Raw genomic sequence first — 26,639 nt, 5'->3', positions numbered from 1 at the left:
GTGGCGACGGCCGGGCAGCGCGCCGCGCTGGCGGAGGCGCTGCGGACCCTGACCGCCCGGCTCGGCGCCGCCGGGGACCCGGCGGAGGCGGCCGCCCTGAGCCGGGAGCTGGCCTGGACCCGGGACGACGCGGCCCGCGCCGCCGCCCGCCACGCGGACCTCACGTCCCGCCTGGCGGCCCTACCGCTGCCGCGGTCGGAGCCCGAGTGGGAGCCGGCGCCCGAACCGCAGCCGCGCCCGCGAGCGGATCCGTACCCGGAGTCGGCGCCCGAGCCGCCGCCGCGAGCGGATCCGGACCTGGAGCCGCAGGGGGAACCGCTGCCGGAGTCGGGTGGCTCGCCGCAGCGGCAACCGCCGTTGGCGGAGTGGGAGCCGCAGGGGCAGTCGGCCCACCGGCCGCAGCCGCAAGCGGATCCGCAGGGGGAGTCGGGTGCCTCGCCGCAGCTGCAACCGCCGTTGGGGGAGTGGGAGCCGAGGGTGGAGCCGGCCCACTGGTCGCAGCCGCCCGAACCGCAGCCGTACCCGCATGCGGAGCCGCACCTGGAGTCGCCGCCGGAGTCGGGTGCCTCGCCGCAGCTGCGAACGCCGTTGGTGGCGCGGGAGCCGGCCCGACGGCCGCTGGCGGCCGGGGTGCCCGCCCAGCAGGAGGGGCGGCGGCGGCGCGGCGGGGGCGCCCGGTACGCGGGTCCGGCCGCCGCCCCCGTCCCGGCGGGCGGGCTGCCCGGCGCGGTCGGAGCCGTCCCGGACCTCCCCGTCCCGGCCCCGCGCGGCGCCCGCTTCGCCCGCCTGGCCGCCGACCGGACCCCGCCCGGGCCGACCGCCCGGCAGGACGCCGCCCCGCCCGGGCCGCCCGCCCTGCAGGACGCCAAGAAAGCCGCCCCGCCCAGGCCGACCGCCCGGCAGAACGCCGCCCCGCCCGGGCCGACCGCCTGGCAGGACGCCACCCCGCCCGACTTCCACGAGCCCGCCCCCGGCCCGAGCCGGGCCGCGCATCCGGTGCCCGGCGGGGCCCGCGAGGCCGGTCCGCGCCGCGGGTTCGCCGCCGGGCTGCTCGCGCTCCGCGCGCAGGGGCGTACCGGCGAGGCGCACGCCCTGCTGTGCGAGGCCGCCGCCTGGCCCGCCGCCCACCTGCCCGCCCTCGCCGCCGAGCTCGGCCGCGCCGGACTGGCCGCCGACTGGGCCACCCTGCTCTGGGAGGCGGCCTCCCTCCCGCCCGACCGGCTCGCGGCCGCCGCCGCGGCCCTCGGCGACGCCGGGCGCGAGGCCGACTGCGACGGCCTGCTGCGCCAGGGCGTGGCCCGGCCGGCCGCCGAGGTCGCCGAGGCCGCGCTCGCCCTCGGCGCCGCCGGCCGGGACCGCGAGGCCCAGGCCCTGCTCGGCGCCTTCGTCCGGCTGCGCACCGCAGAGGAGGCGGCCGGCCTGGCCCGGCGCGACCCGCACTGGTTCGCCCCGCGGCTGCTGCGCGCCGCCCGCGCCCTGTCCGCCGCCCGGCACCGCGACCTGGCGCACGCCCTCCGGGTGGCCGGACTCCCCGTGGCCTGAACCGCCCGTCTGCTGACCGCAAACGACCACGGGGCGACGTAACGTGATCGACTACTCCAACCGCGCAAGGTGGTCTTGCCCCGCGCTGTGACGAGGCCTACCTTCGACTCCCTACGGACACCGTCTACGTGCGTAGAAGCCGGCGTTCCCGTCGCGAGGAGCAGCTCATGGCCCAAGTCGTCCGCGCCGCACTCGTCCAGGCCACCTGGACCGGAGACACCGAGTCGATGATCGCCAAGCACGAGGCGCACGCCCGCCGGGCGGCCGCCCAGGGCGCGCGGATCATCGGCTTCCAGGAGGTGTTCAACGCCCCCTACTTCTGCCAGGTCCAGGAGCCCGAGCACTACCGCTGGGCCGAGCCCGTGCCCGACGGCCCCACCGTGCGCCGGATGCAGGACCTGGCCCGCGAGACCGGCATGGTGATCGTCGTCCCGGTCTTCGAGCGGGAGAGCGAGGGGTTCTACTACAACACCGCCGCCGTCATCGACGCCGACGGCAGCTACCTCGGCAAGTACCGCAAGCACCACATCCCGCAGGTCAAGGGCTTCTGGGAGAAGTACTACTTCCGCCCGGGCAACCTCGGCTGGCCCGTCTTCGACACCGCCGTCGGCAGGGTCGGCGTCTACATCTGCTACGACCGCCACTTCCCCGAGGGCTGGCGCCAACTGGGCCTCGCCGGCGCCCATCTGGTCTACAACCCCTCCGCCACCCACCGCGGCCTGTCCTCCCACCTGTGGCAGTTGGAGCAGCCCGCCGCGGCCGTCGCCAACGAGTACTTCGTCGCCGCCATCAACCGCGTCGGCCAGGAGGAGTACGGGGACAACGACTTCTACGGGACCAGCTACTTCGTCGACCCCCGCGGTCAGTTCGTCGGCGACGTCGCCAGCGACAAGGAGGAGGAACTCCTCGTCCGGGACCTGGACTTCGACCTGATCAAGGAGGTCCGCGACCAGTGGGCCTTCTACCGCGACCGCCGCCCCGACGCCTACGGAGGACTCGTCCAGCCGTGACCAACCCCATCCCGCTGCACAGCCGCCACCGCACCGTCCTGCCCGACTGGCTCGCGCTCTACTACGACCGCCCCATCGAGCTCACCCACGGCGAGGGCCGCCACGTCTGGGACGCCGACGGCAACCGCTACCTCGACTTCTTCGGCGGCATCCTCACCACGATGACCGCCCACGCCCTCCCCGAGGTCACCAAGGCCGTCTCCGAACAGGCCGGGCGGATCATCCACACCTCCACCCTCTACCTCAACCGGCCCATGATCGAGCTGGCCGAACGGGTCGCCGCCCTGTCCGGCATCCCCGACGCCCGGGTCTTCTTCACCACCTCCGGCACCGAGGCCAACGACACCGCCCTGCTGCTCGCGACCACGTACCGCCGCTCCAACCAGATCCTGGCGATGCGCAACAGCTACCACGGCAGGTCGTTCTCCACCGTCTCGGTCACCGGCAACCGGAACTGGTCCACGACCAGCCTCTCGCCGCTGCAGACCTACTACGTGCACGGCGCGGTCCGCACCCGCGGCCCCTTCGCCCACCTCGACGACGCCGCCTTCACCGCCGCGGCCGTCGCGGACCTCGAGGACGTACTGGGCCAGGCGCGCGGCGGTGTGGCCGCCCTCATCGCCGAACCGGTGCAGGGCGTCGGCGGGTTCACCTCACCGCCCGACGGGCTGTACGGGGCCTTCCGCGAGGTGCTCGACCGGCACGGCATCCTGTGGATCAGCGACGAGGTGCAGACCGGCTGGGGCCGCACCGGCGAGCACTTCTGGGGCTGGCAGGCCCACGCCCGGAGCGGCCCGCCGGACATCCTCACCTTCGCCAAGGGCATCGGCAACGGCATGTCCATCGGCGGCGTCGTGGCCCGCGCCGAGGTGATGAACTGCCTCGACTCCCAGTCCATCTCCACCTTCGGCGGCTCCCCGGTCACCATGGCGGCCGGCCTCGCCAACCTCTCGTACCTGCTGGAACACGACCTCCAGGGCAACGCCCGCCGCGTCGGCGGCCTGCTCCTGGAGCGGCTGCGCGCCATCACGGCCGGCGTGCCCGCCGTACGCGAGGTCCGCGGCCGGGGCCTGATGGCCGCGGTCGAGCTGACGGAGCCGGGCACCGACCGGGCCGACCCGCAGGCCGCCGCGGCCGTGCTGGAGGCCGCCCGCGAAGGCGGGCTGCTGCTCGGCAAGGGCGGCGGGCACGACACCAGCGCGCTGCGCATCGCGCCGCCGCTGTCCCTCACCGTCGCCGAGGCGGAAGAGGGCGCCGAGATCCTTCAACAGGCGCTGCGCAGCATCCAGTAGGGGGACGCACATGAGCATCCGTACGCTGATCAGCGGCGGTCTGGTCGTCACCGCCGCCGACGAACTCCACGCGGACGTCCTGATCGAGGACGGACGCGTGGCGGCGCTCGCCGCGCACGGCTCGGCGGCCGCCGGCGCCTGGACGGCCGACCGGACGATCGACGCGAGCGGGAAGTACGTCATCCCCGGCGGGGTCGACGCGCACACCCACATGGAACTCCCCTTCGGCGGCACCGCCGCCTCGGACACCTTCGAGACCGGCACTCGCGCCGCCGCCTGGGGAGGCACCACCACCATCGTCGACTTCGCCGTGCAGAGCGTGGGCCGCTCCCTGCGCGAGGGGCTCGACACCTGGTACGACAAGGCCGACGGCAACTGCGCGGTCGACTACGCCTTCCACATGATCCTCTCGGACGTCAACGAGGGGACCCTGAAGGAGATGGACCACCTCGTCGGCGAGGGGATCACCTCCTTCAAGCTCTTCATGGCCTACCCCGGCGTCTTCTACAGCGACGACGGACGCATCCTGCGCGCGATGCAGCGGGCCTCCGGGAACGGCGGGCTGATCATGATGCACGCCGAGAACGGCATCGCCATCGACGTCCTCGTCGAACAGGCCCTGGCCCGCGGGGAGACCGACCCCCGCCACCACGGCGAGGTCCGCAAGGTCCTGCTCGAAGCGGAGGCGACCCACCGGGCGATCCAGCTCGCCCGGGTCGCCGGCTCACCGCTGTACGTCGTCCACGTCTCGGCGGAGGAGGCCGTCGCGGAACTGGCCGCCGCCCGCGACAAGGGCCTGCCCGTCTTCGGCGAGACCTGCCCGCAGTACCTGTTCCTGTCCACCGACAATCTGGCCGAGCCGGACTTCCAGGGCGCCAAGTACGTCTGCTCCACGCCGCTGAGGCCGCGCGAGCACCAGGCGGCGCTGTGGCGGGGCTTGCGGACGAACGACCTCCAGGTCGTCTCCACCGACCACTGCCCGTTCTGCTTCCGCGGCCAGAAGGAGCTGGGCCGCGGGGACTTCTCGAAGATCCCCAACGGGCTGCCGGGGGTGGAGAACCGCATGGACCTCCTCCACCAGGCGGTCCTCGACGGGCACATCAGCCGCCGCCGCTGGATCGAGATCGCCTGCGCGACCCCGGCCCGGATGTTCGGCATCTACCCCCAGAAGGGCACCATCGCGCCGGGCTCGGACGCCGACATCGTCCTCTACGATCCGCACGCCGAGCAGGTCATCTCCGCCGAGACGCACCACATGAACGTGGACTACTCGGCGTACGAGGGCAGGCGGATCACCGGACGCGTCGACACGGTCCTCTCGCGCGGAGAACTCGTCATCGACCGGCGCGAGTACACCGGCCGGGCCGGCCACGGAGTCTTCGTCCCCCGCTCCACCTGCCAGTACCTGTAAGCGCACGCAAGGAGCAGCCAGCCATGGACTTCGGCCTCGTCCTGCAAACCGACCCGCCCGCCTCCCAGGTCGTCAGCCTCATGAAACGCGCGGAGCGCAACGGCTTCCGCTACGGCTGGACCTTCGACTCGGCGGTCCTCTGGCAGGAACCGTTCGTCATCTACAGCCAGATCCTCGCCAACACGCGCAAGCTGCACATCGGCCCCATGGTCACCAACCCGGGGACCCGCACCTGGGAGGTCACCGCCTCCACCTTCGCCACCCTCAACGACATGTACGGCAACCGCACCGTCTGCGGGATCGGCCGCGGCGACTCGGCCATGCGGGTGGCGGGCCGCGCCCCCAACACCCTGGCCCGGCTCGGCGAGGCCATCGACGTGATCCGCGACCTGGCCGAGGGCCGCGAGGCGCTCGTCGACGGCAACCCCATCCGCATCCCCTGGATCAAGGAGGGCCGCCTCCCCGTCTGGATGGCCGCCTACGGCCCGAAGGCCCTGGCCCTGGCCGGACAGAAGGCCGACGGCTTCATCCTCCAGCTCGCCGACCTCTACCTCACGGAGTGGATGGTCAAGGCGGTGCGCGCCGCGGCGAAGGAGGCCGGCCGGGACCCGGACGCGATCACCATCTGCGTGGCGGCCCCGGCGTACGTCGGCGACGACCTGGCCCACGCCCGCGACCAGTGCCGCTGGTTCGGCGGAATGGTCGGCAACCACGTGGCGGACCTCGTCACCCGTTACGGCGAACACTCCGACATGGTCCCCGAGGCCCTCACCGACTACATCAAGGCCCGCAAGGGCTACGACTACTCCCACCACGGCCGCGCATGCAACCCGTCCACGGACTTCGTCCCGGACGAGATCGTCGACCGCTTCTGCCTCCTCGGCCCGGCCGAGGCCCACATCGAGAAGCTGCGGGCGCTGCGCGACCTGGGCGTCGACCAGTTCGCCGTCTACGACATGCACGACGCGCGCGAGACCGTCATCGACGCCTACGGCGCGCAGATCATTCCGGCCCTCGCCGGCTGACTCCCCCTGAACGGACCGGCTCCTCGGGCACCCGCGCTCCTGACATACGATCAGGAGCCCGGATGGCCGCGGTAAACGGGGGGCTGATGTTCAGGTTGCTGGTGTCGCAGACGGACCCGAGGGGGCTGCGGACGATCCTCGACGCACTCGAAGTCCCCAGGCCTGCCGGACCCCTCCTGATCGACGTCGCGCCGGGCCACTACCGGACCGAGGGGCTCCGTTGCTGGGGCACGGTCGCCATCAACGCGCTCGGCGGCCGCGGATCGGTCGTCATCGACGGGGCCGCCTCGTACAACTTCCAGGTGGAAGGCCATATGACGTTGCGCGGCCTGGTCCTGCGCAACTGGCACGAGACCGGGCGGGCGCTGAACGCGGTGGGCGGCACGGCGGTGGTGGAGGACTGTGAGCTCCTCGCCAAGTCCGGCAACGCCGTCAGCGCCTGGGGCGGGGCCGAACTCTTCCTCCAGCGCAGCACCGTACGTGAGGGGGCCGTCGTCTACTCCGATGCCGCCGGCCTGATCGAGGAGAGCTCGGTGATCGGCTCCGCCCTCTGCGGTATCGCGCTGCGGGACGGCAGCCGGGTCAGCGTCCGCAACACCCGGGTGCAAGGCGCTGTGGATCACGGCATCCTCGTGGCCTCGGGAGTGAACGCGCTGATCGAACAGTGCCGGGTCGAGGAGACCGGACAGGCGGGGATCCTGGTGCGGGATCATGCGCAGGCCACCATCCGGGCCAGCGAGATCCACCGTTCGACCCAGTGCGGTCTGGTGGTGCGTGACAGTGGGCAGGCCGATGTCCACGGCCTCCTCATCACGGAGCCGGCGGTCGACGGCGTCTGGTGCACGACCTCCGGTGCACTGACCGCCGCCCGGATGACCGTGAGGGATGCCAGACGCAACGGGGCCATGGCGGACGAGCGGTCGACCGCCACCCTCACCGACTGCGAGGTCGTACGGGCCGCCGCGCACGGGATCCTGGCCGGAGACGGGGGCAGGGTGGCCCTGGTCAGGGGAGCGGTCTCGGAGTCCGACCTCGGAGTGGGTGTCACCGGCGACGGCTCCCTGATCATGAACGGCACTGTGGTGGCGCGCAACGGCCGGGCCGGCATCGGCGTCGACGCCGGGGCCCGGGTGGTGATCCAAGGCTGCGAGGTCACCGGTACGGACGGCCCGGGGATCATCACCGCGCAGGGCTCCCATGTCGAGATCCGGGAACTCGTGGCGGAGGGAAACAAGGCCGAAGACCGCCTGAATGTCCCGCCCGCGGCGGCGGCCGCCTCGGCGCAGGCCACGGCCCCGCCCCCGCCGGCTACGGCGCCCGCACGGACCGAGCCCGCCCGGGCCCGGACGCCCGTGACGGCCGAGGCGGTGGACGGCCTCCTCGCCGAGCTGGACGCCATGGTCGGGCTGCGGGAGGTCAAGGACGAGATCCGCAAGCTGGTCAAGTTCCTGCGGGTCGCCGAGCAGCGCCGGGCGGCGGGGCTGCCCGAAGGGCCGGTGATCGGCCGGCACATGGTGTTCTCCGGCTCCCCGGGTACCGGCAAGACGACCGTCGCCCGTGTCTACGGCCGGCTGCTGGCCGCGCTGGGCGTGGTCACCGGCGGCCATTTCACCGAAGTCTCCCGCGCCGACCTGGTCGGGTCGCACCTGGGCGAGACGACCGCCATGACCACCGCGGTCTTCAACAGGGCCCGCGGCGGGGTGCTGTTCATCGACGAGGCCTACACCCTCTCCCGTCGGTTCGGCACCGGAACCGACTTCGGCCAGGAGGCGATCGACACGCTGGTCAAGCTGTTGGAGGACCACCGGGAGGAGGTGGTCGTCGTCTTCGCGGGATACTCGGCCGAGATGCGCGAATTCCTGTCCGCCAACCCGGGCCTCCAGTCGCGGATCTCCCGGACCATCGAGTTCGAGGACTACAGCCCGGACGAGCTGGTCGGCATCTTCGAGGGACTGGCCGGGCAGTACGGCTTCCAGCTTGCCGAGCCGACCCGGGCGGCGCTGGCGGCCCACTTCCGGCAGGTCCGGCGCACCGAGACCTTCGGCAACGGACGGGAGGCCCGGCGGATCTTCGAGGCCGCCCTCGAACAGCAGGCACTCAGGCTGGCCGACCGCGAGGAAACCCCCTCACCCGGCGAGCTGGTCCTGCTCCTGCCCGACGACCTGGACGGCGTCGTCGATCGCGGACTGGGCGCACGGTTCGCGGAGGCCAGGGATTCCGGGCAGCTGGACACGATCCTCGGCGAGCTCTCGGCCATGGTCGGGCTGGAGGGCATCAAGGCGGCGATCCGCGACCTGACCGACCTGATCATCACCACCCGGCGACGTCGGCAGGCCGGCCTTCCCGCCGACCCGATGCCGAGCCACCTGATCTTCTCCGGCCCGCCCGGCACCGGGAAGACCACCGTCGCCCGGCTGTACGGCTCCCTGCTCGCCGCTCTCGGCGTCCTGGCCCGGGGCCAGGTGGTCGAGGTGTCCCGCAGCGACCTGGTCGGCCAGTTCGTCGGGAGCACCGCCCTCCAGACCGCCGAGCAGTTCGAACGCGCCCGTGGCGGCGTCCTGTTCATCGACGAGGCCTACACCCTGGCCCGCCCGGGCGGAACGGGACACGACTTCGGGCAGGAGGCGATCGACACCCTGGTGAAGCTGATGGAGGACCACCGGGACGAGGTGGTCGTGATCGCCGCCGGCTACACCGACGAGATGACGGCCTTCCTCGACGTCAACCCCGGCCTGGCCTCCCGGTTCTCGGCCACCATCGCCTTCCCCGCCTACAGCCCCGGGGAACTGCTCACCATCCTGGCCCAGCACGCGGAGCGTTCCGGCTTCGAGACCCCGGACGCCACGCTCCAGGCGGTCCGCGCCCGGATCGCCACCGACCCCGAGAGGTTTGCCCAAGGCGGCGCCCGCGAGGTCAGGAAGCTCTTCGACGAGATCAAGAGCGCCCATGCCCGCCGCATCGCCGCGCTGGAACGCGTCGGCCGTGAAGCGACGATGGACGATCTCCGCGTCCTCCTGCCGGAGGACGCCGCCCGGTAGACGAGCGCCCTCATGCGACTTCGTGGATGGTTCCCCGGTCGTGCGGCCGCGGCTGGTGGCGTTCCGCCGGCCGTCGCCGTGGCGGTGTCCGTCCTGCCGGTGCGCTCAACGGTGTGCGCGTGTGAGGTCACATGGCTGTGGTCCTCGACCGTGTAGGCCTCGGTTGCACTGCTGTGCAATGGGTGCACCGAGATATACTTACCGGCCCGGGTAACCGTCGAGACCGGTTGCCCATCCGTGCCGACCGAGCCGAGGGATGACAGGACGCGATGACCAGTGATGATCCAGTTCGCCGCGGCGGTGGGCGCGAAGCGCAGCGCCGCCGGACCCGCAAGGCGATCCTCGACGCCGCGGTCCGCCTCAGCGCCGGCGGAGCGTCGCCGTCCGTCGACGAGATCGCGGCCGAGGCCGACGTGTCGCGCCGCACGGTCTACGTGTACTTCCCGAGCCTCGACCACCTGATGATCGACGCGACCGTCGGCGCCCTCAACGAGCCGCCGGTCGAGGAGGCGTTGAGCGACCCGGCGCTGGCCGGTGACGCCGCCGGCCGGGTGGACGCCCTCATCCGGACCCTGCTGAAGTACTCCCCGCAGTCCCTCTCCCTGGGCCGCCGGCTGATCCGGCTGACCGTCGACCCGCCCGTGGGCGACGGAGAGGAACCGGCCGGCCCGCGCCGCACCCAGCGCCGGATCGAATGGCTGGAGGAGGCCTGCGAGCCGCTCCGCGAGCTGCTGAGCGAGGCGTCGTTCCGCCGCCTGATCTCGGCCCTGACCATCGTCGTCGGCTGGGAGGCGCAGATCGCCCTGCGCGACGTCCGGGGCCTTGACGCGGAGGCCGAACAGGAAGCCATCCGCTGGGCGGCCCGGGTGCTGGTCGAGGCGGCGGTCAAGGAAGGCTGACCCCGCCGCCCCGCGGAGCAGATCCGCCGTCCCGAGCGGGCCGGTTCACCGGAACGCCGCCCGGCGTCCGGCCCGGCGACGGGCATCGCCGTGGGGTTTGTCGGCGGGGCGTGCTTTGCTGGAGGCATGATCGATGAATATCCGGCCCTTGACCCGTCCGCTGTCGACGAAGCCGTCCGCAAGGCCGCGGCGGTCGAGATCATGCCCAGGTTCCGTCAGCTCGCCGAGCACGAGGTGGACCAGAAGAGCGGTCCGCACGACCTCGTGACGATCGCCGACCGGCTGGCCGAGGAGCACCTCACCGCCACCCTGACCCGGCTGCTGCCCGGCTCCGCCGTGGTCGGCGAGGAAGCCGTGCACGCCGATCCGAACGTCTACGCCGCGCTGCGCGCCGACGCCCCCGTGTGGATCGTCGACCCGGTCGACGGCACCCGGCAGTTCGTGAACGGCGACCCCCGCTTCTGCACGCTGGTGGCCCTCGCCCTGCGCGGTGAGATCCTCGCCTCCTGGACCTTCGCACCGGCACTGGAGGAGATGTCCACCGCCGTGCGCGGCCAGGGCGCGTACGTCAACGGCGAGCGCATACGCAGCGGTTCGCCCGAGCCCGGCGCCGAGCTGCGCGTGGCCACGGCCCACCCGCTGTACACCTCGGAGGAGGACCGCCGGAACCTGGCCCGGCTCGACGTGCCCGGCATCGCCGCCCGCCCCTGCGGTTCGGCGGGTCTGGAGTACCTCAAGGTGGCGCGCGGGGAGATGGACGGGCTGGCCTTCACCTGGCCCTCCGCCTGGGACCACGCGGCCGGACTGCTGCTCGTCGCCGAGGCTGGCGGGGCGCAGGGCACGGTCGAGGGCGTGCCCTTCCGGGTGGACCGGGACAACGCGCTGCCGTTCGCGGTGGGACGCGACGAGGCCACCGCCCGGCGCATCCGCGACCTGCTGCGGGGCTGAGCCGTCTCCGCGGGCGGAGGCAGGATCCGGAAGGGACGGCCTGCGGACGGCCCGGCGGGCGCGGGCGGGCGGGCGGAATAAGCTGGGGCCAGTGGCCGGACGAAGGAGCTGTCAGTGCCGTCGATTCTCGACGCAGTCGTGGTGGGGGCGGGGCCCAACGGCCTGACCGCCGCGGTGGAACTGGCCCGGCGGGGCCACTCGGTGGCCGTCTTCGAAGCCGCCGGGGCGGTCGGCGGCGGTGCCCGCACCGAGGAACTGACCCTCCCCGGCTTCCTGCACGACCCCTGCTCGGCGGTGCACCCGCTCGGCGCCGGCTCCCCGGTGTTCGCGACCATGCCGCTGGCACGCCACGGCCTGGAGTGGCTGCACGCCCCGCTGCCCATGGCGCACCCCTTCGACGACGGCACGGCCGCCGTGCTCTCCCGCTCCGTGGCGGAGACGGCGGCCTCCTTCGGGGCCCGCGACGCGGGCGCGTACCGGCGGTTGGTCGCGCCGTTCCTCGGCAGATGGGACACCCTCGCCCGGGACTTCATGTCCCTGCCGAACACCGCCCTGCCCCGCGACCCCCTCACCCTGGCCCGCTTTGGCATCACCGGACTGCCGCCCTCCACCTGGCTGCTGCGCCGCTTCCGCGACGACCGTGCGCGGGCCCTGTTCGCCGGGCTCGTCGCGCACGTCAACGCCCCGCTGAGCGGGATCGGCACCGGCGCCGTCGGCCTGGTCTTCGCCCTCGCCGCGCACGCCGGCGGCTGGCCCATGGCGCGCGGCGGTTCGCAGTCCCTCTCCGACGCCCTCGCCGGCTACCTGAGGGAACTCGGCGGCACGATCCACACGGACTTCGAGGTCAAGCGGCTCGACGACCTGCCCCCGGCCCGGGCGTACGTCTTCGACACCTCGCCGACCGCGCTGGCCCGGATCGCCCGCCTCGGCCGGGCGTACGACGGATACCGCTACGGCGCATCCGTCTTCAAGATCGACTACGCCCTGGACGGCCCCGTCCCGTGGACGGCCGAGGCGCCCCGCCGGGCCGGCACCGTCCAGATCGGGCCGGGCAGCCGCGACATCGACGCCGCCCTCCAACTGGCCGGCAGCGGCCGCGCCCCGCGCAACCCCTTCCTCATCACCGCACAGCCCAGCCTGGCCGACCCGGGCCGCGCGCCCGAGGGCAAGCACGTCTTCTGGGCCTACGGCCACGTCCCGGCGGGCTGGGACGGCGACCTCACCGAAGCCGTCGAAGGACAGCTGGAGCGCTTCGCCCCGGGCTTCCGCGACCTCGTACTGGCCCGCGCCACCGCCGGCCCGCCGCAGCTCGCGGCCCGCAACCCCAACTACGTCGGCGGGGACATCGCCTGCGGCGCCGCCTCCGGCCTCCAGCTCCTGCTCCGGCCGAAGCTCACCCTGTCCCCGTACACCACCGCCCATCCGGCCGTGTTCCTGTGCTCCTCGGCGACCCCGCCGGGGCCCGGCGTCCACGGCATGTCCGGCCACAACGCCGCCAAGGCGGTCTGGCGGCACCTGCGAAAGGCGAACTGATGGTGCGCATCACCCTCGTCCGCGGCGACATCACGGCCGAGAAGGCCGACGCCGTCGTCAACGCCGCCAACTCCTCGCTGCTCGGCGGCGGGGGAGTGGACGGCGCCATCCACCGGCGCGGCGGCCCCGAGATCCTCGCCGCCTGCCAGGACCTGCGCCGCTCCCACTACGGCAAGGGCCTGCCGACCGGCCGGGCCGTCGCCACCACGGCGGGCCGCCTGCCCGCCGGGCACGTCATCCACACCGTCGGCCCCGTCTGGTCCCGCGAGGAGGACCGCTCGGACCTGCTCGCCTCCTGCTACCGCGAGTCCCTGCGCGTCGCCGACGAGCTGGGAGCCCGTACGGTCGCCTTCCCGGCCATCTCCACCGGCATCTACGGCTGGCCGATGGACGACGGGGCCCGGATCGCGGTGGAAACCGTACGCGCCGCCCGCACCTCGGTGGAGGAGGTCCGCTTCGTCCTCTTCGACGAACGCGCCCACGCGGCCTTCGCGGCGGCCGTCGGCTGAGTCACCCCCGCGCCGCCGCGCCGCGCGCGGCGGTCGCCTGGGCGCGGCTGGAGACGCCCGACAGCCACCGGGTGCTGTGGCTCGTGCGCGACCGGGACGCCTTCCTGCCGGCTGCGGCCCGCGGCTTCGCCGTCGCGCACTTCCGCGGCCAGGACCGGCCCCGCCCCGCGGTCAGAGGGTGCGGGCCGAGGAGCCCGGGGTGGGGCGCGGGTAGGTGCGGGACTGCTTCACGCTGCCGTACGCGAAGCTCGACTCGATCGAGGCGATCCCCGGGATGGCGTGGATCGTGTGCCGGACGAGGGCCTCGTACGCCTCCAGGTCCTCGATGACCACCCGGAGCAGGTAGTCGCTGCTGCCCGCCATCAGGTAGCAGTCCTGGATGTGCTCGATGACCGCGACGTGCCCCTCGAAGAGGGCGACCGCTTCCGCCGTGTGGCGCTCCAGCCGGATCCGTACGAAGACGGTGATCGGGAGCCCGAAGGACACCTGGTCGACGACGGCGGTGTAGCCGCGGATCAGGCCCGCCTCCTCCAGTCGGCGGACCCGGCGCAGGCAGGGCGACGGGGAGAGGCGGACCCGGTCCGCGAGGTCCTGGTTGGAGAGCCGGCCGTCGGCCTGCAACTCCCGGATGATCTGCAGATCGACCGCGTCCACGGCTGCTCCCGGTGCTTCTTCGCCATTCCTTGGCAGATTCTGCCCCAAACGTATGTCCGAGCGGCAGAACTGGCAATCGGCTGCCCCGGCCGAAGCCCTAACGTTGCCGGGGAACGGGCCGGACCGGCCCGCTCTCACAGGCTGGAGCAACTTCCTTGGTCGCGACCAACACCACCGGCGCGGCCGCGCCTCACGACACAGCGGTCCCGCCGGCCGGACACCCCGGCCGGCGCCGGCCGTCCCCCCAGGCCCAGGGCATGGCCGCGCTGCTGGTGACGGTGGCCATCTGGGCGGCCTTCGCACTCAGCGCCCGCGGCCTGAGCGCCTCCACCCTCCTGCCCGCGGACGCGGCCCTGCTGCGCTTCGGCGTCCCGCTCGTCGTGCTGCTGCCGGCCCTGTGGCGGCGCCGGCGCCGCATCGCCGCGGTGAAGCCGGGCGCCGCCGTCAAGATCATCTGTGGTGCGGGGGTGCCGTTCTTCCTGGCCGCCATGCACGGCGGCGCCCTGACCTCGGCGGCCTTCGTCGGCTCGATCGTCCCCGGCATGGTCCCGCTCTTCGTCGCCGCGCTGATGACCGCCCGGGGGCACGGCCTGCCCCGGGGCACGCAGGTGGCCGGGCTCGCGCTGATCGCGGCCGGAGTGGCCGCCCTCGTGTGGCGGTACGTCGTGCCCGTGGACGCCGGCGTGCTCGAGGGGGCGGGCACGCTCCTGGTGGCCAGCGGGCTGTGGGCCCTGTACACGGTGGGGCTGCGGGACGTGGACCTCGACCCCGTCGGGTCGATCGGACTGCTGTGCCTGCCGTCCTTCGCGGTGATCGGGCTCCTGGTGCTGACCGGGGTGCTCCCGACCGGCCTCGCCTCGGCGTCCGGCGGCGACATCGCACTGTTCCTCGTGGTGCAGGGGCTCGGGGTCGGGCTGTGCGCGGGTCTGCTGTACGCCTTCGCCATCCGCAGGCTCGGCGCCGAGCGCAGCTCCGTCGTCGGCAGCCTCAGCCCCGTGGCCGTCGTCCTGCTCGCCGTCCCGGTGCTCGGCGAGGCGCCGACCCCCGCCGTGCTGATCGGCGTACCGCTGATCACCGCCGGCGTCGTACTGGCCAACCGCCGCCGCCCCGCCGCCCCTCCGGCCGCCACCGCCCCTTCCTCCGTCCGTCCCGCCGCCCGTCCCCTCCCCGAGGTCCCCGCAGATGCTTGAGCTCCTTCCCCCGCCGCCCACCGACCCGCTGTGGGACCTGACCTACGAGTTCGGCTCCGACGAGCGGGCCGAGCGGCTGAACCTGGTCCTCGGCGTCTACCGCGACCAGACCGGCCGCACCCCGGTGATGGCCGCCGTCCGTGAGGCCGAGATCCGCCTCGCGGAGCGCTCGGAGTCCAAGGAGTACCGCGGGCTCTCCGGCAACGCCGCCTTCAACGGGGCGCTGCTCGACCTGGTCCTCGGTCCGAAGGGCCCCGCCGACCGGGCCGCGGCCGTCCAGACCGTCGCCGGCTCCGGAGCGCTGCGGCTGCTGGCCGACCTGATCTGCCGGACCCGCCCCGGCACCACGGTGTGGATCAGCGACCCCGCCTACGTCAACCACCGCCCCATCCTGGAAGCCGCCGGCCTGGAGGTCCGCACCTTCGCCTGGTGCGACGCCGAGGGCGGCTTCGACGCCGCCGCCGTCCTGCGCGACCTGGCGCGGGCGCGGCGCGACGACGTCGTCCTGCTCCAGGGCTGCTGCCACAACCCGACCGGGGCCGACCCCGCGCCGCAGGACTGGGAGGCGCTGGCGGACCTGGCGTCCCGGGACGGCTGGGTGCCCTTCGTCGACCTGGCCTACCACGGGCTCGGAGACGGGCTGGAGGCCGACCTGGCGGCCACGCGCCTGCTGGCCGAGCGGGTCCCGGAGATGCTCATCGCCGTGAGCTGCTCGAAGAACTTCGGCCTCTACAGCGACCGCACCGGCTGCGCCATCGTCCTCGGCGCGTCCGCCCGGGCCGTACGGCACGCCGAGACGGCCCTCCAGAACGCCGCCCGGACGCTGTACTCGATGCCGCCCGAGCACGGCGCCGCCGTCGTCACCACGATCCTCGACGACGCCGGGCTGCGGGACCTCTGGCGTGCGGAACTGGACGCGATGCGCAGCCGGATCGAGGCCAACCGGACCGATCTGACCGCCCGCCTGGACGCCCTGGGATGGCAGGAGCAGGCCCGTTCGCTCGCACGGCAGCGGGGGATGTTCTCGATGCTGCCGCTGACGGCGCAGGAGATGCTCCGGCTGCGCCGCGAGTACGCGATCTACGGGACCACCGCCGGGCGGATCAACATCGCCGGCATTCCGGGCGACCGGATCCCCTGCCTGGCGCGGGGCATAGCGGGAGTGCTCGCACACCGCTGACCGGGTGGCACAGGGGGGAAGGCGGGCCTCTTTCCGGTATTTCCGGGGTATCGCCGATTTTCTCCCCTTTCCCTCCGGCCCCGGTGGTCCCGGGAAAACGACCGCGCAATCCGGAGGGCGGCTGGACCATGGCCGAATGGAAGTGCACCCGATCAGCCGGGAGTTGACGGTGTGGCATCATGGCCGCATTGTCCGACCGCTGGGTTCGCCGGAGGACTGAGGGATGAAGTTACCTGGCTCCGCGTTACCGGCGTCGGAGGACAGGCGGCTCAGGCGCCGTCTCAAGAAGGTCCGTCACACCTGCGAGGATCTGCTCGCACGGTGGGGGATGGAGCACGGCTGCGGCATCGACGAACTCCACGCATATCTCAGCGGGCAGCGCGGGCGCCCCATCCATTTGATTCCGACGGCCTTCCCCGAACGCCATCTCTTCGGCATATGGCTGAAAACCGATGACTTCGACATCATCGCCTTCGAGAAGGCGGCTTCGGCGTCGCACAAGGAACACATCATCGCCCACGAGCTGGCCCACATAGCCTTCGACCACAACGGCTCCGTCCAGCTGGACCAGCTCGGTGCGGGCGCGGGCCCCGGAGGCGCCGGCCGGACCGGCGCGGCGGCCGGCGCGGGAGACGCGGGCGCACTGTTCGCCGACGTCGACCCCGACGCCGTCCGGGGCGTGCTGATGCGCTCCCGCTACAGCGACGACGAGGAGCAGGAGGCCGAAACGATGGCCTCGCTGATCCTGGCCCGCGCCACCAAGCGCTGGACCGAACCCGCCTGGGGCGTCCCGGCCGAGGCCGCCGAGATCGTGGCCCGGATCGAGAGCGGGCTCGGCAGGCCCGACCAGGGGCCGGCGTGATCTACACCGTCCTGGCGTGGGTGTGCGCCTTCGTCGGCCTCGCCGCCTTCGCCTACCGTCTTCCGGACCTGCTGCGCAGGAGGAACGACATCGCCCTGTGGGCGCTGTGCACCTACTTCCTCTGCTCCGGGATCAGTTTCCTGGTCGACCTGGACCAGCTCCGGCTGCACATCTCCGCCTTCTTCGGCCTGCCGAACATCACCTCGCTGATCACCCAGGCCGCCGTCGTCGTGCTCACCGCCGCACAGCAGGTCGTCCTCGTCTACTGGTCGTCACCGCCCGCCGAGGCCCGGCGCATGGCGCGCGACCGCGTCCTGTTCTTCGGCGCCGCCCTCGGCGTCCTGGTCGTCGCCTCCTTCGCCGTCGGCCCCGTGGCGCACTCGGAGACGGCCACCTCGACGATCCTGCTCAGCATCCAGCACGGCGGCTACGCCCTCTACATGTCCTTCTACCTGCTGATCTGCGCCGTCGGCCAGTTCGAGACGGTACGGCTGTCGCTGCGCTTCACCACGATGGCCAACCGGCAGTGGCTCAAGGTCGGCATGCGCACCGTCACCGTCGGCGCCAGCATGATCCTCGTCTACTGCGTCACCCGCAGCATCCAGATCGCCGGCACCCGCCTGGACTTCGACGCCGCGGAACTGGACCCCGTCCAGTGGACGTGCGGCAGCGTCGGCGCCCTGCTCCAGATCGCCGGCTGGACCATCCCCTCCTGGGGGATCCGGATCACCCGCGCCCGGGGCTGGGTCCGCAGCTACCGCTCCTACCGCCGGCTGCGGCCCCTGTGGTGGGCCCTGTACGAGGCGTCACCGGACATCGCGCTGGACCCGCCGCGGTCCTGGCTGCGCGACCTGGTGCCGCCCCGGGACCCGCACTACCGCCTCTACCGGCGCGTCATCGAGATCCGCGACGGCCAGCTGATCCTGCGCACCTCGCTCTCCCTGGAGGACTTCGTCCGCGTGGCCCGCTCCCTGGACCTCCCGGAGGACCCCACCTCACCGCTGGGCGAGGCGCTCCAGGTGCGCGCCGTACTGAGCCGCCCGGCGGAGGAGCGCGCGGAGCGCGCCGAGCGGGCCGACACCTCCGACATCCCCGCGAGGCCGCCGTACGAGGACTTCCGGGACGAGGTGGAGTGGCTCAGCAAGGTGGCCTCCTCCTTCGACGGCCTCGGCCGGCGGCCCTCCGGCGCGGTCGGCGCCGGCCTGCTGTCATGACGGCGCTGGCCGGCCGGCCCGGGGGCGGCGAGGAACGGGAAGCGGCCCTGCGGCTGGCCGTGCGGACCATCGGACGCCTGGTGGCCCTGGACACCGAGCGCGGCGCGACGGCCGCCGTGCCCGCCGTACGCGAAGCCCTGCGGCGGATCCCGGAACTGTCGGCCGATCCCGGCGCCCTGCACGCCTACGACCCGGACCGGCTCGCGGCCCTCGCCGAGCTGAGCGAGGTCATCGGCTGGATCCTCTTCGACGCCGGCCGCTACCGGCACGCCCACCGGATGAACGCGCGGGCGCTGGCCCTGGCGCAGCTCTGCGGCGACCGCTCGACGGGGCGGCTGGTGCTGCTGAACCACAGCATGCTCGCCACCCACACCGGGCGGCCGCGCGCGGCCCTGGACGCCGCCGCACGCGTGGCCGGGCCGCGGCCGCTCCCCTCCCGGGTCGCCGCCCTCGTCCTCATCCGCCAGGCCCACGCGACCGCCCTCCTCGGTGGTTGCAGGCGGCCGCTGGAGCTGATCTCCCGGGCCCGCAGCCGCTTCCTGGACGGCGTCTCGGCGCGGGACCCGCACTGGGCGTGGTGGATCGACGAGGCCGAGCTGCTGGGCCACGAGGGCTGGGTGCAGGCCAGGCTGCGCCGCTGGGACCGGGCCATCCCCCTGCTGCACCGGGCGGCCACCGCCCCCGGCCCCTCCTACCGGCACCTGTTCACGGCCGAGCTGCTCTCCGCCCTCGTGGCGGCCGGGGCCTGGCGGGAGGCGGAGGAGCTGATCGCGCGGGTCGCTCCGGGAGCCGCCGCCATCGGTTCGGTGCGGACCACCGGGACGCTCGGCAGGACGGCGGCCGCCCTCCGCCGGGACACGGGCGCTCCGGCCCCGCTGCGGGACGCGGCGGACTTCCTGCTGGAATCGCTGCCCGCCTAGACCCCCCGGACCGGGACCCCGGACACCGGCCGGCCCGCCGGCCGGCCTCCGGACCGACACGTCCGCAGATCGCGGACCACACCCACGAACAGACAGGACGACGACATGCGCTCCTTAAGGATCTCCACGCCCGCCGCCGCTCTCCTCGCGGCGGCCGCGCTCCTGTTCGCCTTCGGCGGACCGGTGTCGCAGGCCTCTCCCGGCACCCGCTCGGCCTCGGCGGCGTCCGCCTCCGCGGACACCGCCGAACAGGGCAGCGCGTACATCTCCACCCACCTCTACTTCGGCACCGGCCGGCACGACGGCCACCCGCCCATCACCGAGGAGGAGTTCAACAAGTTCATCGCCGACGTGGTCACGCCCCGGTTCCCCTCCGGTCTGACCCTGCAGGAGGGCCGCGGCCAGTGGCGCGACAAGGACGGTGACATCAACCGCGAGAGATCGTACGAGCTGACGGTCATGTACCCGGTGCGCGAGGCGCCCGCCCGCAACGCCGACATCGAGTACATCCGCCGCCTCTACTGCGACATCTGGGAGCTGGAGTCCGTGGGCCGCGCCGACGTCCGGGCCCAGGTCGACTTCTGACCGCAGGGCGGGTGCCCGGCGTCGGGGAGGTCCGTCCCGGCGCCGGGCAGGAGCCCCCGTCCGGCAGAGCGCCCCGCACCGGGCCCTCGGATAGGGTGAAACCGGTACGAATCAGGCCTTCCGGGGTGAGGTCGGTGCATTGGACACTTACCAGTCGACGAGCAACGTGCCCGACCCGCCGACGGCGGCGGTCGGGTACGCGGGCGTACTGCGCGAGCTGCTCCCGATCGCCCTGTGGCGGGAGGACGCGGACGGCCGCGTCGTGGAGTGGTCCCTCGCCGCCCAGGACCTGCTGGGCCACCGCCCCGAGGACGTCCTCGGCCGCCGCGGCACCGCCGTGCTCGTCCCCGAGGCCAACCGCGAACTCGCCGACGATCTGACCCGCCGCGTCCAGGCCGGCGAGACCGTCGTGGGCACCCTGCCCGTGCGCCACCGCGACGGCCACCGGGTCGCGATGGAGATGTGGATCGTGCCCGCCGCCGACCCCCAGGGCCGTACGGGTGCCCTGCTCATCGCCGTCGAGACCTCCGAGGTCCTGCGGATGCGGGACTCCCTCGCCGCCCTCCAGAGCCTCTTCACCCAGTCCCCGATCGGCCTCGCCACCCTCGGCTCCGACCTGCGCTTCCTGCGCGTCAACGACGCCCTCGCCCGGATGAACGGCGTCCCCGCCGCCGCGCACCTCGGCAAACGCCTCACCGAGGTCGTGCCCGGCGTCAACGCCACCGCCCTGGAGGCCACGATGCGCCAGGTGCTCGAACAGGGCACCGCCGTCGTCGACGTGCGCCGCACCGGCCGCACCCCGGCCGACCCCGACCAGGACCGCACCTGGTCCTGCTCCTACGCCCCGCTGCTCGACGGCAGCGGGCGCCGCCTCGGCCTGATCGCCTCCCTCATCGACATCACCGAGAGCCAGCGGGCCCAGCTCGAGGCCGAACGCGCCCGCACCCGCTTCGCCCTGCTCGCCGAGGCCGGCACCCGCATCGGCACGACCCTCGACCTGCGCCAGACCGCCCAGGAGATCGCGGACCTGCTGGTCCCGCAGCTCGCGGACTCGGCCGACGTCCAGCTCCTCGAGGCCGTACTGGACCCCGACGAGAGCCCCGCCGCCGCCCAGGGGCTCCTGCGCAGGCTCGCCGCGACCTTCCCCGACCCCTCCGCCCCCACCGCCCGGCTGGCGCCCGGCCAGACCCTGCGGATCCCCGCCGGCTCGGTCTACGAACGGGTCATCGCCGAGGGCCGGCCCATGAACCTCTACGTCACCGACATCCCCGCGCTGATCACCGACCCCCGCGCCGGAGCGCTGCGCGACTACCTGGCCACCCTCGGATCGGCCCGCATGGTGCCGCTGGTCGCGCGCGGCAAGGTCCTCGGGGCCGTCGCCGTGACCCGGCTGCGCTCCCGCGAGCCCTTCGACGCGCAGGACTGCGTACTCATCGACGAACTCGTCGCCCGGGCCGCCCTCAACATCGACAACGCCCGGATGTACACCAGCCAGCGCCAGGCCGCCCTCACCCTCCAGCGCAGCCTCACCAACAGCGCGCTCCCGGAGGTGCCCGGCCTGGAACTCACCGGCCGCTACCTGCCCGCGAGCGAGCACGACGTCGGCGGCGACTGGTACGACGTCATCCAGCTGCCCCGCGGCCGCACCGGCCTCGTCATCGGCGACGTCATGGGCCACGGCATCCACGCGGCCGCCGTGATGGGACAGCTGCGCACCGCCGTGCGCACCCTCGCCCGCCAGGACGTGCCGCCGGCGCTGCTGCTGCGCTCCCTCGACGCGGTGGTGGCCGACCTCGGCGAGGACCAGATGGCGACCTGCGTCTACGCCGTCCACGACCCGGCGGCCGGGGGCTGCCTCGTCGCCCGCGCGGGCCACCCGCCGCCCGCCGTGGCCACCCCCGACGGGCGGGTCGCCTTCCTGCACGGACCGCCCGGCACCCCGCTGGGCACCGGCGGGCGCGACTTCCGCACCGAAGAGGTCCCGCTGCCGCCCGGAACCCTGCTCGCCCTGTACACCGACGGGCTGATCGAGTGCCGCCACCGGGACCTCGACGAGGGGCTGGACCTCCTCGCGCGGGCGCTGCGCCAGGCCGGCCGGCCGCTGGAGGAGCTGTGCGACGGCATCCTGGCCCGGCTGCTGCCCGACGCCCCGCAGGACGACGTGGCCGTACTCCTGGCGCGTACCGCCACCGCCGGGTGAGGGCCGGACGCGCGCACCCCCCGGGCCTCACCAGGCCAGGTCCTCCAGGGCGTCGAGGTCCATCGCGAGCAGCGGGGCCTCCGCGCCGCCCGACGGCGACAGCTCCGCCCAGATGACCTTGCCGCGCTCCGTGTAGCGGGTGCCCCACCGCTCGGCGTACTGCGCGACGAGGAACAGGCCCCGGCCCCCTTCGTCGGTGGTGGCCGCGTACCGCAGGTGCGGGGAGGTGCTGCTGCCGTCGGAGACCTCGCAGATCAGGTTCCGGTCGCGCAGCAGGCGGACCCGGATCGGCTCGTTCCCGTACCGGATGGCGTTGGTGATCAGCTCGCTGAGGATCAGCTCGGCGGTGAACGAGGCCTCCTCCAGGCCCCAGTCCCGCAGCTGGTCGGCGGCCTCGCGACGCACCCGGGAGACGGCCGCCGGCTCCTCGGGGACCGCCCACTCGGCGATCCGGCCCGCCTCCAGCCGCCGCGTGTCGGCGACCAGCAGCGCGATGTCGTCGCTCGGCGCCGGGAAGAGCAGCGCCGCCAGCAGGTCCGCGCAGGCCTGCTCGGGGCTGCGGCCGGGCCGGGACAGGGTGTCGCTCAGCAGGGCCAGCCCGCTGTCGAAGTCCCGGTCGCGGTCCTCCAGGAGCCCGTCCGTGAACAGCACGAGCCGGCTCCCCTCGGGCAGCACCAGCTGCACCGTCTCGAAGGGCATGCCGCCCACCCCGAGCGGGAGGCCGGTCGGCAGCTCGGGGAACTCCACCCGCCCGTCCGGGTGGACGAGGGCGGGCCCCGGGTGTCCGGCGCTGGCCATCGTGCACTGCCCGGACACCGGGTCGTAGACGGCGTACAGGCAGGTGGCGCCGGTGATGCCGGCCGGCTGCTCGTCCGCCCCGCCGACGGGGCCCGCGCCGGTGCCGCCCGCCTCGGCCGTCGCGCCGCCCTCCAGCTGGTCGATCCGGTTGGTCAGCTCGTCCAGGTGACCCAGCAGCTCGTCGGGCGGCATGTCCAGGGTGGAGAAGTTGTGCACGGCGGTCCGCAGCCGGCCCATCGTCGCCGCCGCGTGCACCCCGTGGCCGACCACGTCGCCCACCACCAGCGCCACCCGGGTCCCGGGCAGCGGGATCACGTCGAACCAGTCCCCGCCCACCCCCGCCTTCGCGGGCAGGTACCGGAACGCCACGTCCACCGCGCTCAGCTCCGGCAGCACCCGCGGCAGCAGGCTGCGCTGGAGGGCCACGGCGGTGGCGTGCTCGCGGGTGAACCGCCGGGCGTTGTCGACGGAGACCGCCGCGCGCGTCCCCAGCTCCTCGGCGAAGGACAGGTCCTCCTCGTCGAAGGCCTCCGGGGTGTCGGCCGCCCGCCAGAAGTTGGCCATGCCGAGGACCACGCCCCGGGCCTGGAGCGGTACGGAGATCAGCGAGTGGAACCCGTAGTCCAGGGCCTGCTTCGTCCCGGCCTCGTCCTGCGCCCGCCAGCCCATCGCCGCGTGCAGGTCGGCGGCCAGCACCGCGTGGCCGGCCGCGAGGGCCGCCGCCATCGGGGCCGTCGGCACCTCGAAGCGGATGAGGTCGCCGACCGGCTGGAGCGGCTGGTCGGAGCGGGTCCCGCACATCGCCGCCCGCCGCATCTGCGTGTGCAGCCCGGAAGCCGGCGAGGGCTCCTCCCCGCGCAGCACCGGCTCCAGCAGCTCGACGGTGACGAAGTCCGCGAAGCGCGGCACGGCCACCTCCGACAGCTCCTCGGCCGTGCGCACGACGTCCAGGGTGGTGCCGATCCGCACTCCCGCCTCGTAGAGCATCTGGAGCCGCTCCCGGGCCACCTCGGCCCGCCCGGACAGCGCCGCCAGCTCGGTGGTGTCGCGCAGGGTCGTGACACTGCCCGACGGCCGCCCGGCGTACGGCTCGGTGGGCCGTACGTTGACCGCCAGGAGCCGGTCGCCCGCCAGGTGGACCTCGTCCGTCGCGACCCGGCCCGACAGCAGCAGTTCGGTGGTGCGCGGGTCCAGGCCGAGGTCGCCGACGTGCTGCTGTTCGGCGTCGGGCGGCAGGTTCAGCAGCCGCCGGGCCTCGTCGTTGGCGAGCAGCAGCCGGTGGTCGGCGCCGACGATCAGCACGCCCTCGCGCACGGCGTGCAGCACCGCCTCGTGGTGCTCGTTCATCCGGGCCATCTCCTCGGCGCCCAGGCCCCGGGTCTGGCGCCGCAGCCGCCGGCTGACGAGGGCGGCGCCGCCGGTGCCCAGCAGCAGGGCGCCCGCGGCGGCGCCGAGCAGCAGCGGCAGCTGGCCCTCGACCACGTGGCCCACGTTCTCCACCTCGATGCCGGTGGCGACCAGCCCCACGACGGTGCCCTGCGCGTCGCGTACGGGCACCACGGCGCGGACCGCGTCGCTGGGGTCGCCCTTGAACACCTCCGTGAAGGACTGCCCGGCCGCCGCCCGGGCGATGTCCCCGGTGGCGCGCTGCCCGATCAGGTCGGGCCGGGCGTCCGTGTACCGGATCCCGTCGGTGGTCATGACGGCGATGAAGTCCAGCCGCGAGGCGCGGCGCGCGGCGTCGGCCAGCGGCTGGAGCTCGGCCGTGGGATCGGGCGACTTCAGGGCCGCGGGCAGGCCCGGGGCGTGGGCGAAGGCCTCGGCGGCGGCCAGGGACCGCCCGCGGGCGCCCCGCTCGCTGTCGTAGCGGGCCTGGAACACCAGGGCGAGCGCGGCGGCGGTGATCAGCAGGGCCACGATGACGGCGGTGAGGGAGAACACCTGGCCGGCGAGACTGTTGCGGGCCAGCGAGAGGCGCGCGCGCAGGCTCACCGGCCGTGCCCGCCTGTCCCGACCCGAACGTCCGGTCATGAGCCCTTTCTAACACTGTCGCCGCCCGCGGGGGCGCTGGCCGCGGCCGCCCGGTACGCGCGGGGGCTCAGTCCGAAGGAGGCGCCGAAGTGCTGGCGGAAGGTGACCTCGCTGGCGAACCCGGCGCGCCGGGCCACTTCGGGCACCGGATGGTCGGTGCGCTCCAGCAGTTTGCGGGCCTCGTCCAGACGGCGGCTCAGCAGCCATTTGTGCGGTGTGGTGCCGGTGGCCGCGCTGAAGTGCCGGGCGAAGGAACGCGGGGACATCCCCGCCCACCGGGCCAGGGTGGCCACGTCCAGCGGCTCGTGCAGCCGGCGCAGGGCCTGCTGGCGGACGGCGGCCAGCGCCTCGGCGCCGCGGTCCGCCGCCGGGGTGGGCCGGTCCAGGTACTGGGCGTGGTCCCCGGTCCGGAAGGGGCCCGTCACCATCGAGCGGGCGATGGCCGCCGCGGCCTCCGCGCCGTGGGCCTCGCGGACCAGGTGCAGGCACAGGTCGATCCCGGAGGCCACCCCGGCGGAGGTCCACAGCCCGTCGTCCTCCACGAAGAGCGGGGCCTCCTCGACCAGCACCGCCGGGTGGCGGGCCGCGAGCTGCGGCGCCAGCCACCAGTGCGTCACCGCCCGGCGGCCGTCGAGCAGCCCGGCCTCGGCGAGTACGAAGGCACCGGCGCACAGCGCGGCCACCGGCGTCCCCCGGGCGTGCGCCGCGCGCAGGGCGGCGAGGACCGGCTCGGGCGTGGGATCGGCGGGCTCCGCCAGCGCCGGTACGACGACCAGGTCGGCCTGCTCCAGCCAGTCCAGGCCCCGGTCGGGCATCAGGGTCAGCCCGCCGGGCAGGGCGATCGGCCCGCTGTCCAGGGCGCAGCGGCGCAGCTCGAACGGGGGAACCCCGCTGCGGCTGCGGTCCGGGCCCCAGACCTCGGTGATCACGGCGAGGTCGAAGCTGCGGATCCCGGGCTGGGCGACGATCGCGACGCGCTGCATGCGGCCACTCTGCCAGACCCCGGGGCGCCGGTCCTGCCAGCCTGGCAGGATCCCATCGATCCCCGGCCCCGCAGCCCCTGGGACGCCGCGGGGGCCGGCGACACGATGGAGCCATGACCGAGAACACGATCGCCCTCGCAGCCGACAGCGCCCTGCTCGTCATCGACGTCCAGAAGGGCTTCGACGACGCGTCCTTCTGGGGGCCCCGGGACAACCCGGCCGCCGAGGGGAACATCGCCGCCCTCATGGACGCCTGGCAGCGGACCGGACGCCCGGTGGTGCTCGTCCGGCACGCCTCGCGGCCCGGCTCCGTCCTGGCTCCCGACCACCCCGGACACGCTTTCAAGGACTTCGTCGAGGAGCGGCGCGGCCAGGAGGCCCTGCTGGTCACCAAGACCGTCAACTCGGCCTTCTACGGCACCCCGGACCTCGGGGACTGGCTCACCGCGAGCGGCATCCGCCAGCTGGTCGTCGCCGGGATCCAGACCAACATGTGCGTCGAGACCACGGCCCGCATGGCGGGGAACCTCGGCTACGAGGTGCTGCTCCCGCTGGACGCCACCCACACCTTCGACCTGGCCGGCCCGGGCGGCCTGTCCCTGACGGCCCGCGAGCTGGCCGCCGCCACGGCCGTCAACCTCCAGGGCGGCGGCTTCGCCCGCGTGGTGAGCACGGCGCAGCTGCTCGACGCCTGCGCCTCCCGGGCCGCCGCGTAGGCCGCGCGAGCAGCGTCCCGGCCGCCGCGGTGGTCCCGGGACCGGTGGGGTTCACGACCGGCACGGCCGAGGCCCGGCCCCCCCCCCCCCCGGGGGGGC

Annotated in this window: 21 protein-coding genes; 18 read left to right on the top strand and 3 right to left on the bottom strand. The window is 74.1% G+C overall.

The window, feature by feature from the left end:
* The 10 genes from AB0D45_RS31020 to AB0D45_RS30975 all read left to right on the top strand — a co-directional run.
* Nucleotides 1–1,542, top strand: a 1,542-nt coding sequence (locus AB0D45_RS31020) for a hypothetical protein (RefSeq protein ID WP_362465227.1), incomplete at its 5' end; no start/stop codon positions are given.
* Between the two features lie 167 nt (nucleotides 1,543–1,709).
* Complete coding sequence (locus tag AB0D45_RS31015) at nucleotides 1,710–2,552, top strand: nitrilase-related carbon-nitrogen hydrolase (RefSeq protein ID WP_362465224.1); 843 nt, start codon at nucleotides 1,710–1,712, stop codon at nucleotides 2,550–2,552.
* Entirely contained in the window at nucleotides 2,549–3,844 is a 1,296-nt protein-coding gene (locus tag AB0D45_RS31010; RefSeq protein WP_362465222.1) for an aspartate aminotransferase family protein, read from the top strand. The genes AB0D45_RS31015 and AB0D45_RS31010 overlap by 4 nt, the downstream gene beginning before the upstream one ends.
* A 10-nt stretch (nucleotides 3,845–3,854) precedes the next feature.
* On the top strand, nucleotides 3,855–5,255 hold the full coding sequence (gene hydA, locus AB0D45_RS31005) for a dihydropyrimidinase (protein ID WP_362465219.1): 1,401 nt from the start codon (nucleotides 3,855–3,857) through the stop codon (nucleotides 5,253–5,255).
* 23 nt (nucleotides 5,256–5,278) lie between these two features.
* The gene (locus AB0D45_RS31000) at nucleotides 5,279–6,280 is read left to right on the top strand and encodes a TIGR03842 family LLM class F420-dependent oxidoreductase (RefSeq protein ID WP_362465217.1); all 1,002 of its coding nucleotides are present in this window, start codon (nucleotides 5,279–5,281) and stop codon (nucleotides 6,278–6,280) included.
* A 62-nt stretch (nucleotides 6,281–6,342) separates the two neighbouring features.
* A complete protein-coding gene (locus tag AB0D45_RS30995; RefSeq protein WP_362465215.1) occupies nucleotides 6,343–9,318 on the top strand; it encodes a right-handed parallel beta-helix repeat-containing protein in 2,976 nt (991 codons plus the stop codon).
* 269 nt (nucleotides 9,319–9,587) lie between these two features.
* Nucleotides 9,588–10,217 carry a TetR/AcrR family transcriptional regulator gene (locus tag AB0D45_RS30990; RefSeq protein WP_361602492.1) on the top strand — a complete coding sequence of 210 codons (630 nt, stop codon included), beginning with the start codon at nucleotides 9,588–9,590 and terminating at the stop codon, nucleotides 10,215–10,217.
* A gap of 126 nt (nucleotides 10,218–10,343) precedes the next feature.
* Entirely contained in the window at nucleotides 10,344–11,165 is an 822-nt protein-coding gene (locus AB0D45_RS30985; RefSeq protein WP_362465212.1) for an inositol monophosphatase, read from the top strand.
* Nucleotides 11,166–11,279: 114 nt separating this feature from the next.
* The gene (locus AB0D45_RS30980) at nucleotides 11,280–12,698 is read left to right on the top strand and encodes an NAD(P)/FAD-dependent oxidoreductase (protein ID WP_362465210.1); all 1,419 of its coding nucleotides are present in this window, start codon (nucleotides 11,280–11,282) and stop codon (nucleotides 12,696–12,698) included.
* Entirely contained in the window at nucleotides 12,698–13,207 is a 510-nt protein-coding gene (locus AB0D45_RS30975) for an O-acetyl-ADP-ribose deacetylase (protein ID WP_362465207.1), read from the top strand. The genes AB0D45_RS30980 and AB0D45_RS30975 overlap by 1 nt, the downstream gene beginning before the upstream one ends.
* 171 nt (nucleotides 13,208–13,378) lie before the next feature.
* Here the strand turns inward: AB0D45_RS30975 and AB0D45_RS30970 are convergent, their stop codons facing one another.
* Nucleotides 13,379–13,861: an Lrp/AsnC family transcriptional regulator gene (locus AB0D45_RS30970; RefSeq protein WP_362465204.1), complete on the bottom strand. Its 483-nt coding sequence runs from the start codon at nucleotides 13,859–13,861 to the stop codon at nucleotides 13,379–13,381.
* 155 nt (nucleotides 13,862–14,016) lie between these two features.
* Here AB0D45_RS30970 and AB0D45_RS30965 point away from each other — a divergent pair, with 155 nt between their 5' ends.
* The 7 genes from AB0D45_RS30965 to AB0D45_RS30935 all read left to right on the top strand — a co-directional run bounded on the left by AB0D45_RS30965 (nucleotide 14,017) and on the right by AB0D45_RS30935 (nucleotide 22,012).
* Nucleotides 14,017–15,051 (top strand): DMT family transporter, encoded by a 1,035-nt coding sequence (locus AB0D45_RS30965; protein WP_362465201.1) that lies wholly within the window; start codon nucleotides 14,017–14,019, stop codon nucleotides 15,049–15,051.
* Nucleotides 15,044–16,231, top strand: coding sequence for an aromatic amino acid transaminase (locus AB0D45_RS30960; protein WP_362465198.1), 1,188 nt, complete (start codon nucleotides 15,044–15,046; stop codon nucleotides 16,229–16,231). Before AB0D45_RS30965 ends, AB0D45_RS30960 begins: the two co-directional genes overlap by 8 nt.
* 328 nt (nucleotides 16,232–16,559) lie before the next feature.
* Nucleotides 16,560–17,093, top strand: coding sequence for a hypothetical protein (locus AB0D45_RS30955; protein WP_362465195.1), 534 nt, complete (start codon nucleotides 16,560–16,562; stop codon nucleotides 17,091–17,093).
* A complete protein-coding gene (locus AB0D45_RS30950) occupies nucleotides 17,090–18,307 on the top strand; it encodes an MAB_1171c family putative transporter (RefSeq protein WP_361602468.1) in 1,218 nt (405 codons plus the stop codon). Before AB0D45_RS30955 ends, AB0D45_RS30950 begins: the two co-directional genes overlap by 4 nt.
* Nucleotides 18,304–19,227 carry a DNA-binding protein gene (locus AB0D45_RS30945; RefSeq protein WP_362465192.1) on the top strand — a complete coding sequence of 308 codons (924 nt, stop codon included), beginning with the start codon at nucleotides 18,304–18,306 and terminating at the stop codon, nucleotides 19,225–19,227. Before AB0D45_RS30950 ends, AB0D45_RS30945 begins: the two co-directional genes overlap by 4 nt.
* 105 nt (nucleotides 19,228–19,332) lie before the next feature.
* Nucleotides 19,333–19,812, top strand: coding sequence for a DUF3574 domain-containing protein (locus AB0D45_RS30940; protein ID WP_361602462.1), 480 nt, complete (start codon nucleotides 19,333–19,335; stop codon nucleotides 19,810–19,812).
* 139 nt (nucleotides 19,813–19,951) lie between these two features.
* Nucleotides 19,952–22,012 (top strand): SpoIIE family protein phosphatase, encoded by a 2,061-nt coding sequence (locus AB0D45_RS30935; RefSeq protein WP_362465189.1) that lies wholly within the window; start codon nucleotides 19,952–19,954, stop codon nucleotides 22,010–22,012.
* A gap of 27 nt (nucleotides 22,013–22,039) precedes the next feature.
* Here the strand turns inward: AB0D45_RS30935 and AB0D45_RS30930 are convergent, their stop codons facing one another.
* Together AB0D45_RS30930 and AB0D45_RS30925 are read right to left on the bottom strand one after the other, a co-directional pair.
* Entirely contained in the window at nucleotides 22,040–24,841 is a 2,802-nt protein-coding gene (locus AB0D45_RS30930; RefSeq protein WP_362465186.1) for a SpoIIE family protein phosphatase, read from the bottom strand.
* The gene (locus tag AB0D45_RS30925; protein WP_362465183.1) at nucleotides 24,838–25,824 is read right to left on the bottom strand and encodes a helix-turn-helix domain-containing protein; all 987 of its coding nucleotides are present in this window, start codon (nucleotides 25,822–25,824) and stop codon (nucleotides 24,838–24,840) included. The genes AB0D45_RS30930 and AB0D45_RS30925 overlap by 4 nt, the downstream gene beginning before the upstream one ends.
* 113 nt (nucleotides 25,825–25,937) lie before the next feature.
* Here AB0D45_RS30925 and AB0D45_RS30920 point away from each other — a divergent pair, with 113 nt between their 5' ends.
* A complete protein-coding gene (locus AB0D45_RS30920; protein WP_362465180.1) occupies nucleotides 25,938–26,540 on the top strand; it encodes a cysteine hydrolase family protein in 603 nt (200 codons plus the stop codon).
* Nucleotides 26,541–26,639: the final 99 nt, after the last annotated feature.

It is taken from the genome of Streptomyces sp. NPDC048352, assembly GCF_040651895.1.
Taxonomy (GTDB): domain Bacteria; phylum Actinomycetota; class Actinomycetes; order Streptomycetales; family Streptomycetaceae; genus Streptomyces.
This window is presented reverse-complemented; position numbering and strand designations above follow the sequence as displayed.

Coding starts and splice junctions, on each gene's coding strand:
- AB0D45_RS30920 (WP_362465180.1), top strand. CDS start 25,938: ATGACCGAGAACACGATCGCCCTCGCAGCCGACAGCGCCCTGCTCGTC.
- AB0D45_RS31015 (WP_362465224.1), top strand. CDS start 1,710: ATGGCCCAAGTCGTCCGCGCCGCACTCGTCCAGGCCACCTGGACCGGA.
- AB0D45_RS30975 (WP_362465207.1), top strand. CDS start 12,698: ATGGTGCGCATCACCCTCGTCCGCGGCGACATCACGGCCGAGAAGGCC.
- AB0D45_RS30960 (WP_362465198.1), top strand. CDS start 15,044: ATGCTTGAGCTCCTTCCCCCGCCGCCCACCGACCCGCTGTGGGACCTG.
- hydA (WP_362465219.1), top strand. CDS start 3,855: ATGAGCATCCGTACGCTGATCAGCGGCGGTCTGGTCGTCACCGCCGCC.
- AB0D45_RS30940 (WP_361602462.1), top strand. CDS start 19,333: ATGCGCTCCTTAAGGATCTCCACGCCCGCCGCCGCTCTCCTCGCGGCG.
- AB0D45_RS30985 (WP_362465212.1), top strand. CDS start 10,344: ATGATCGATGAATATCCGGCCCTTGACCCGTCCGCTGTCGACGAAGCC.
- AB0D45_RS30930 (WP_362465186.1), bottom strand. CDS start 24,841: ATGACCGGACGTTCGGGTCGGGACAGGCGGGCACGGCCGGTGAGCCTG.
- AB0D45_RS30995 (WP_362465215.1), top strand. CDS start 6,343: ATGGCCGCGGTAAACGGGGGGCTGATGTTCAGGTTGCTGGTGTCGCAG.
- AB0D45_RS31000 (WP_362465217.1), top strand. CDS start 5,279: ATGGACTTCGGCCTCGTCCTGCAAACCGACCCGCCCGCCTCCCAGGTC.
- AB0D45_RS30945 (WP_362465192.1), top strand. CDS start 18,304: ATGACGGCGCTGGCCGGCCGGCCCGGGGGCGGCGAGGAACGGGAAGCG.
- AB0D45_RS30955 (WP_362465195.1), top strand. CDS start 16,560: ATGGAGCACGGCTGCGGCATCGACGAACTCCACGCATATCTCAGCGGG.
- AB0D45_RS30925 (WP_362465183.1), bottom strand. CDS start 25,824: ATGCAGCGCGTCGCGATCGTCGCCCAGCCCGGGATCCGCAGCTTCGAC.
- AB0D45_RS30990 (WP_361602492.1), top strand. CDS start 9,588: ATGACCAGTGATGATCCAGTTCGCCGCGGCGGTGGGCGCGAAGCGCAG.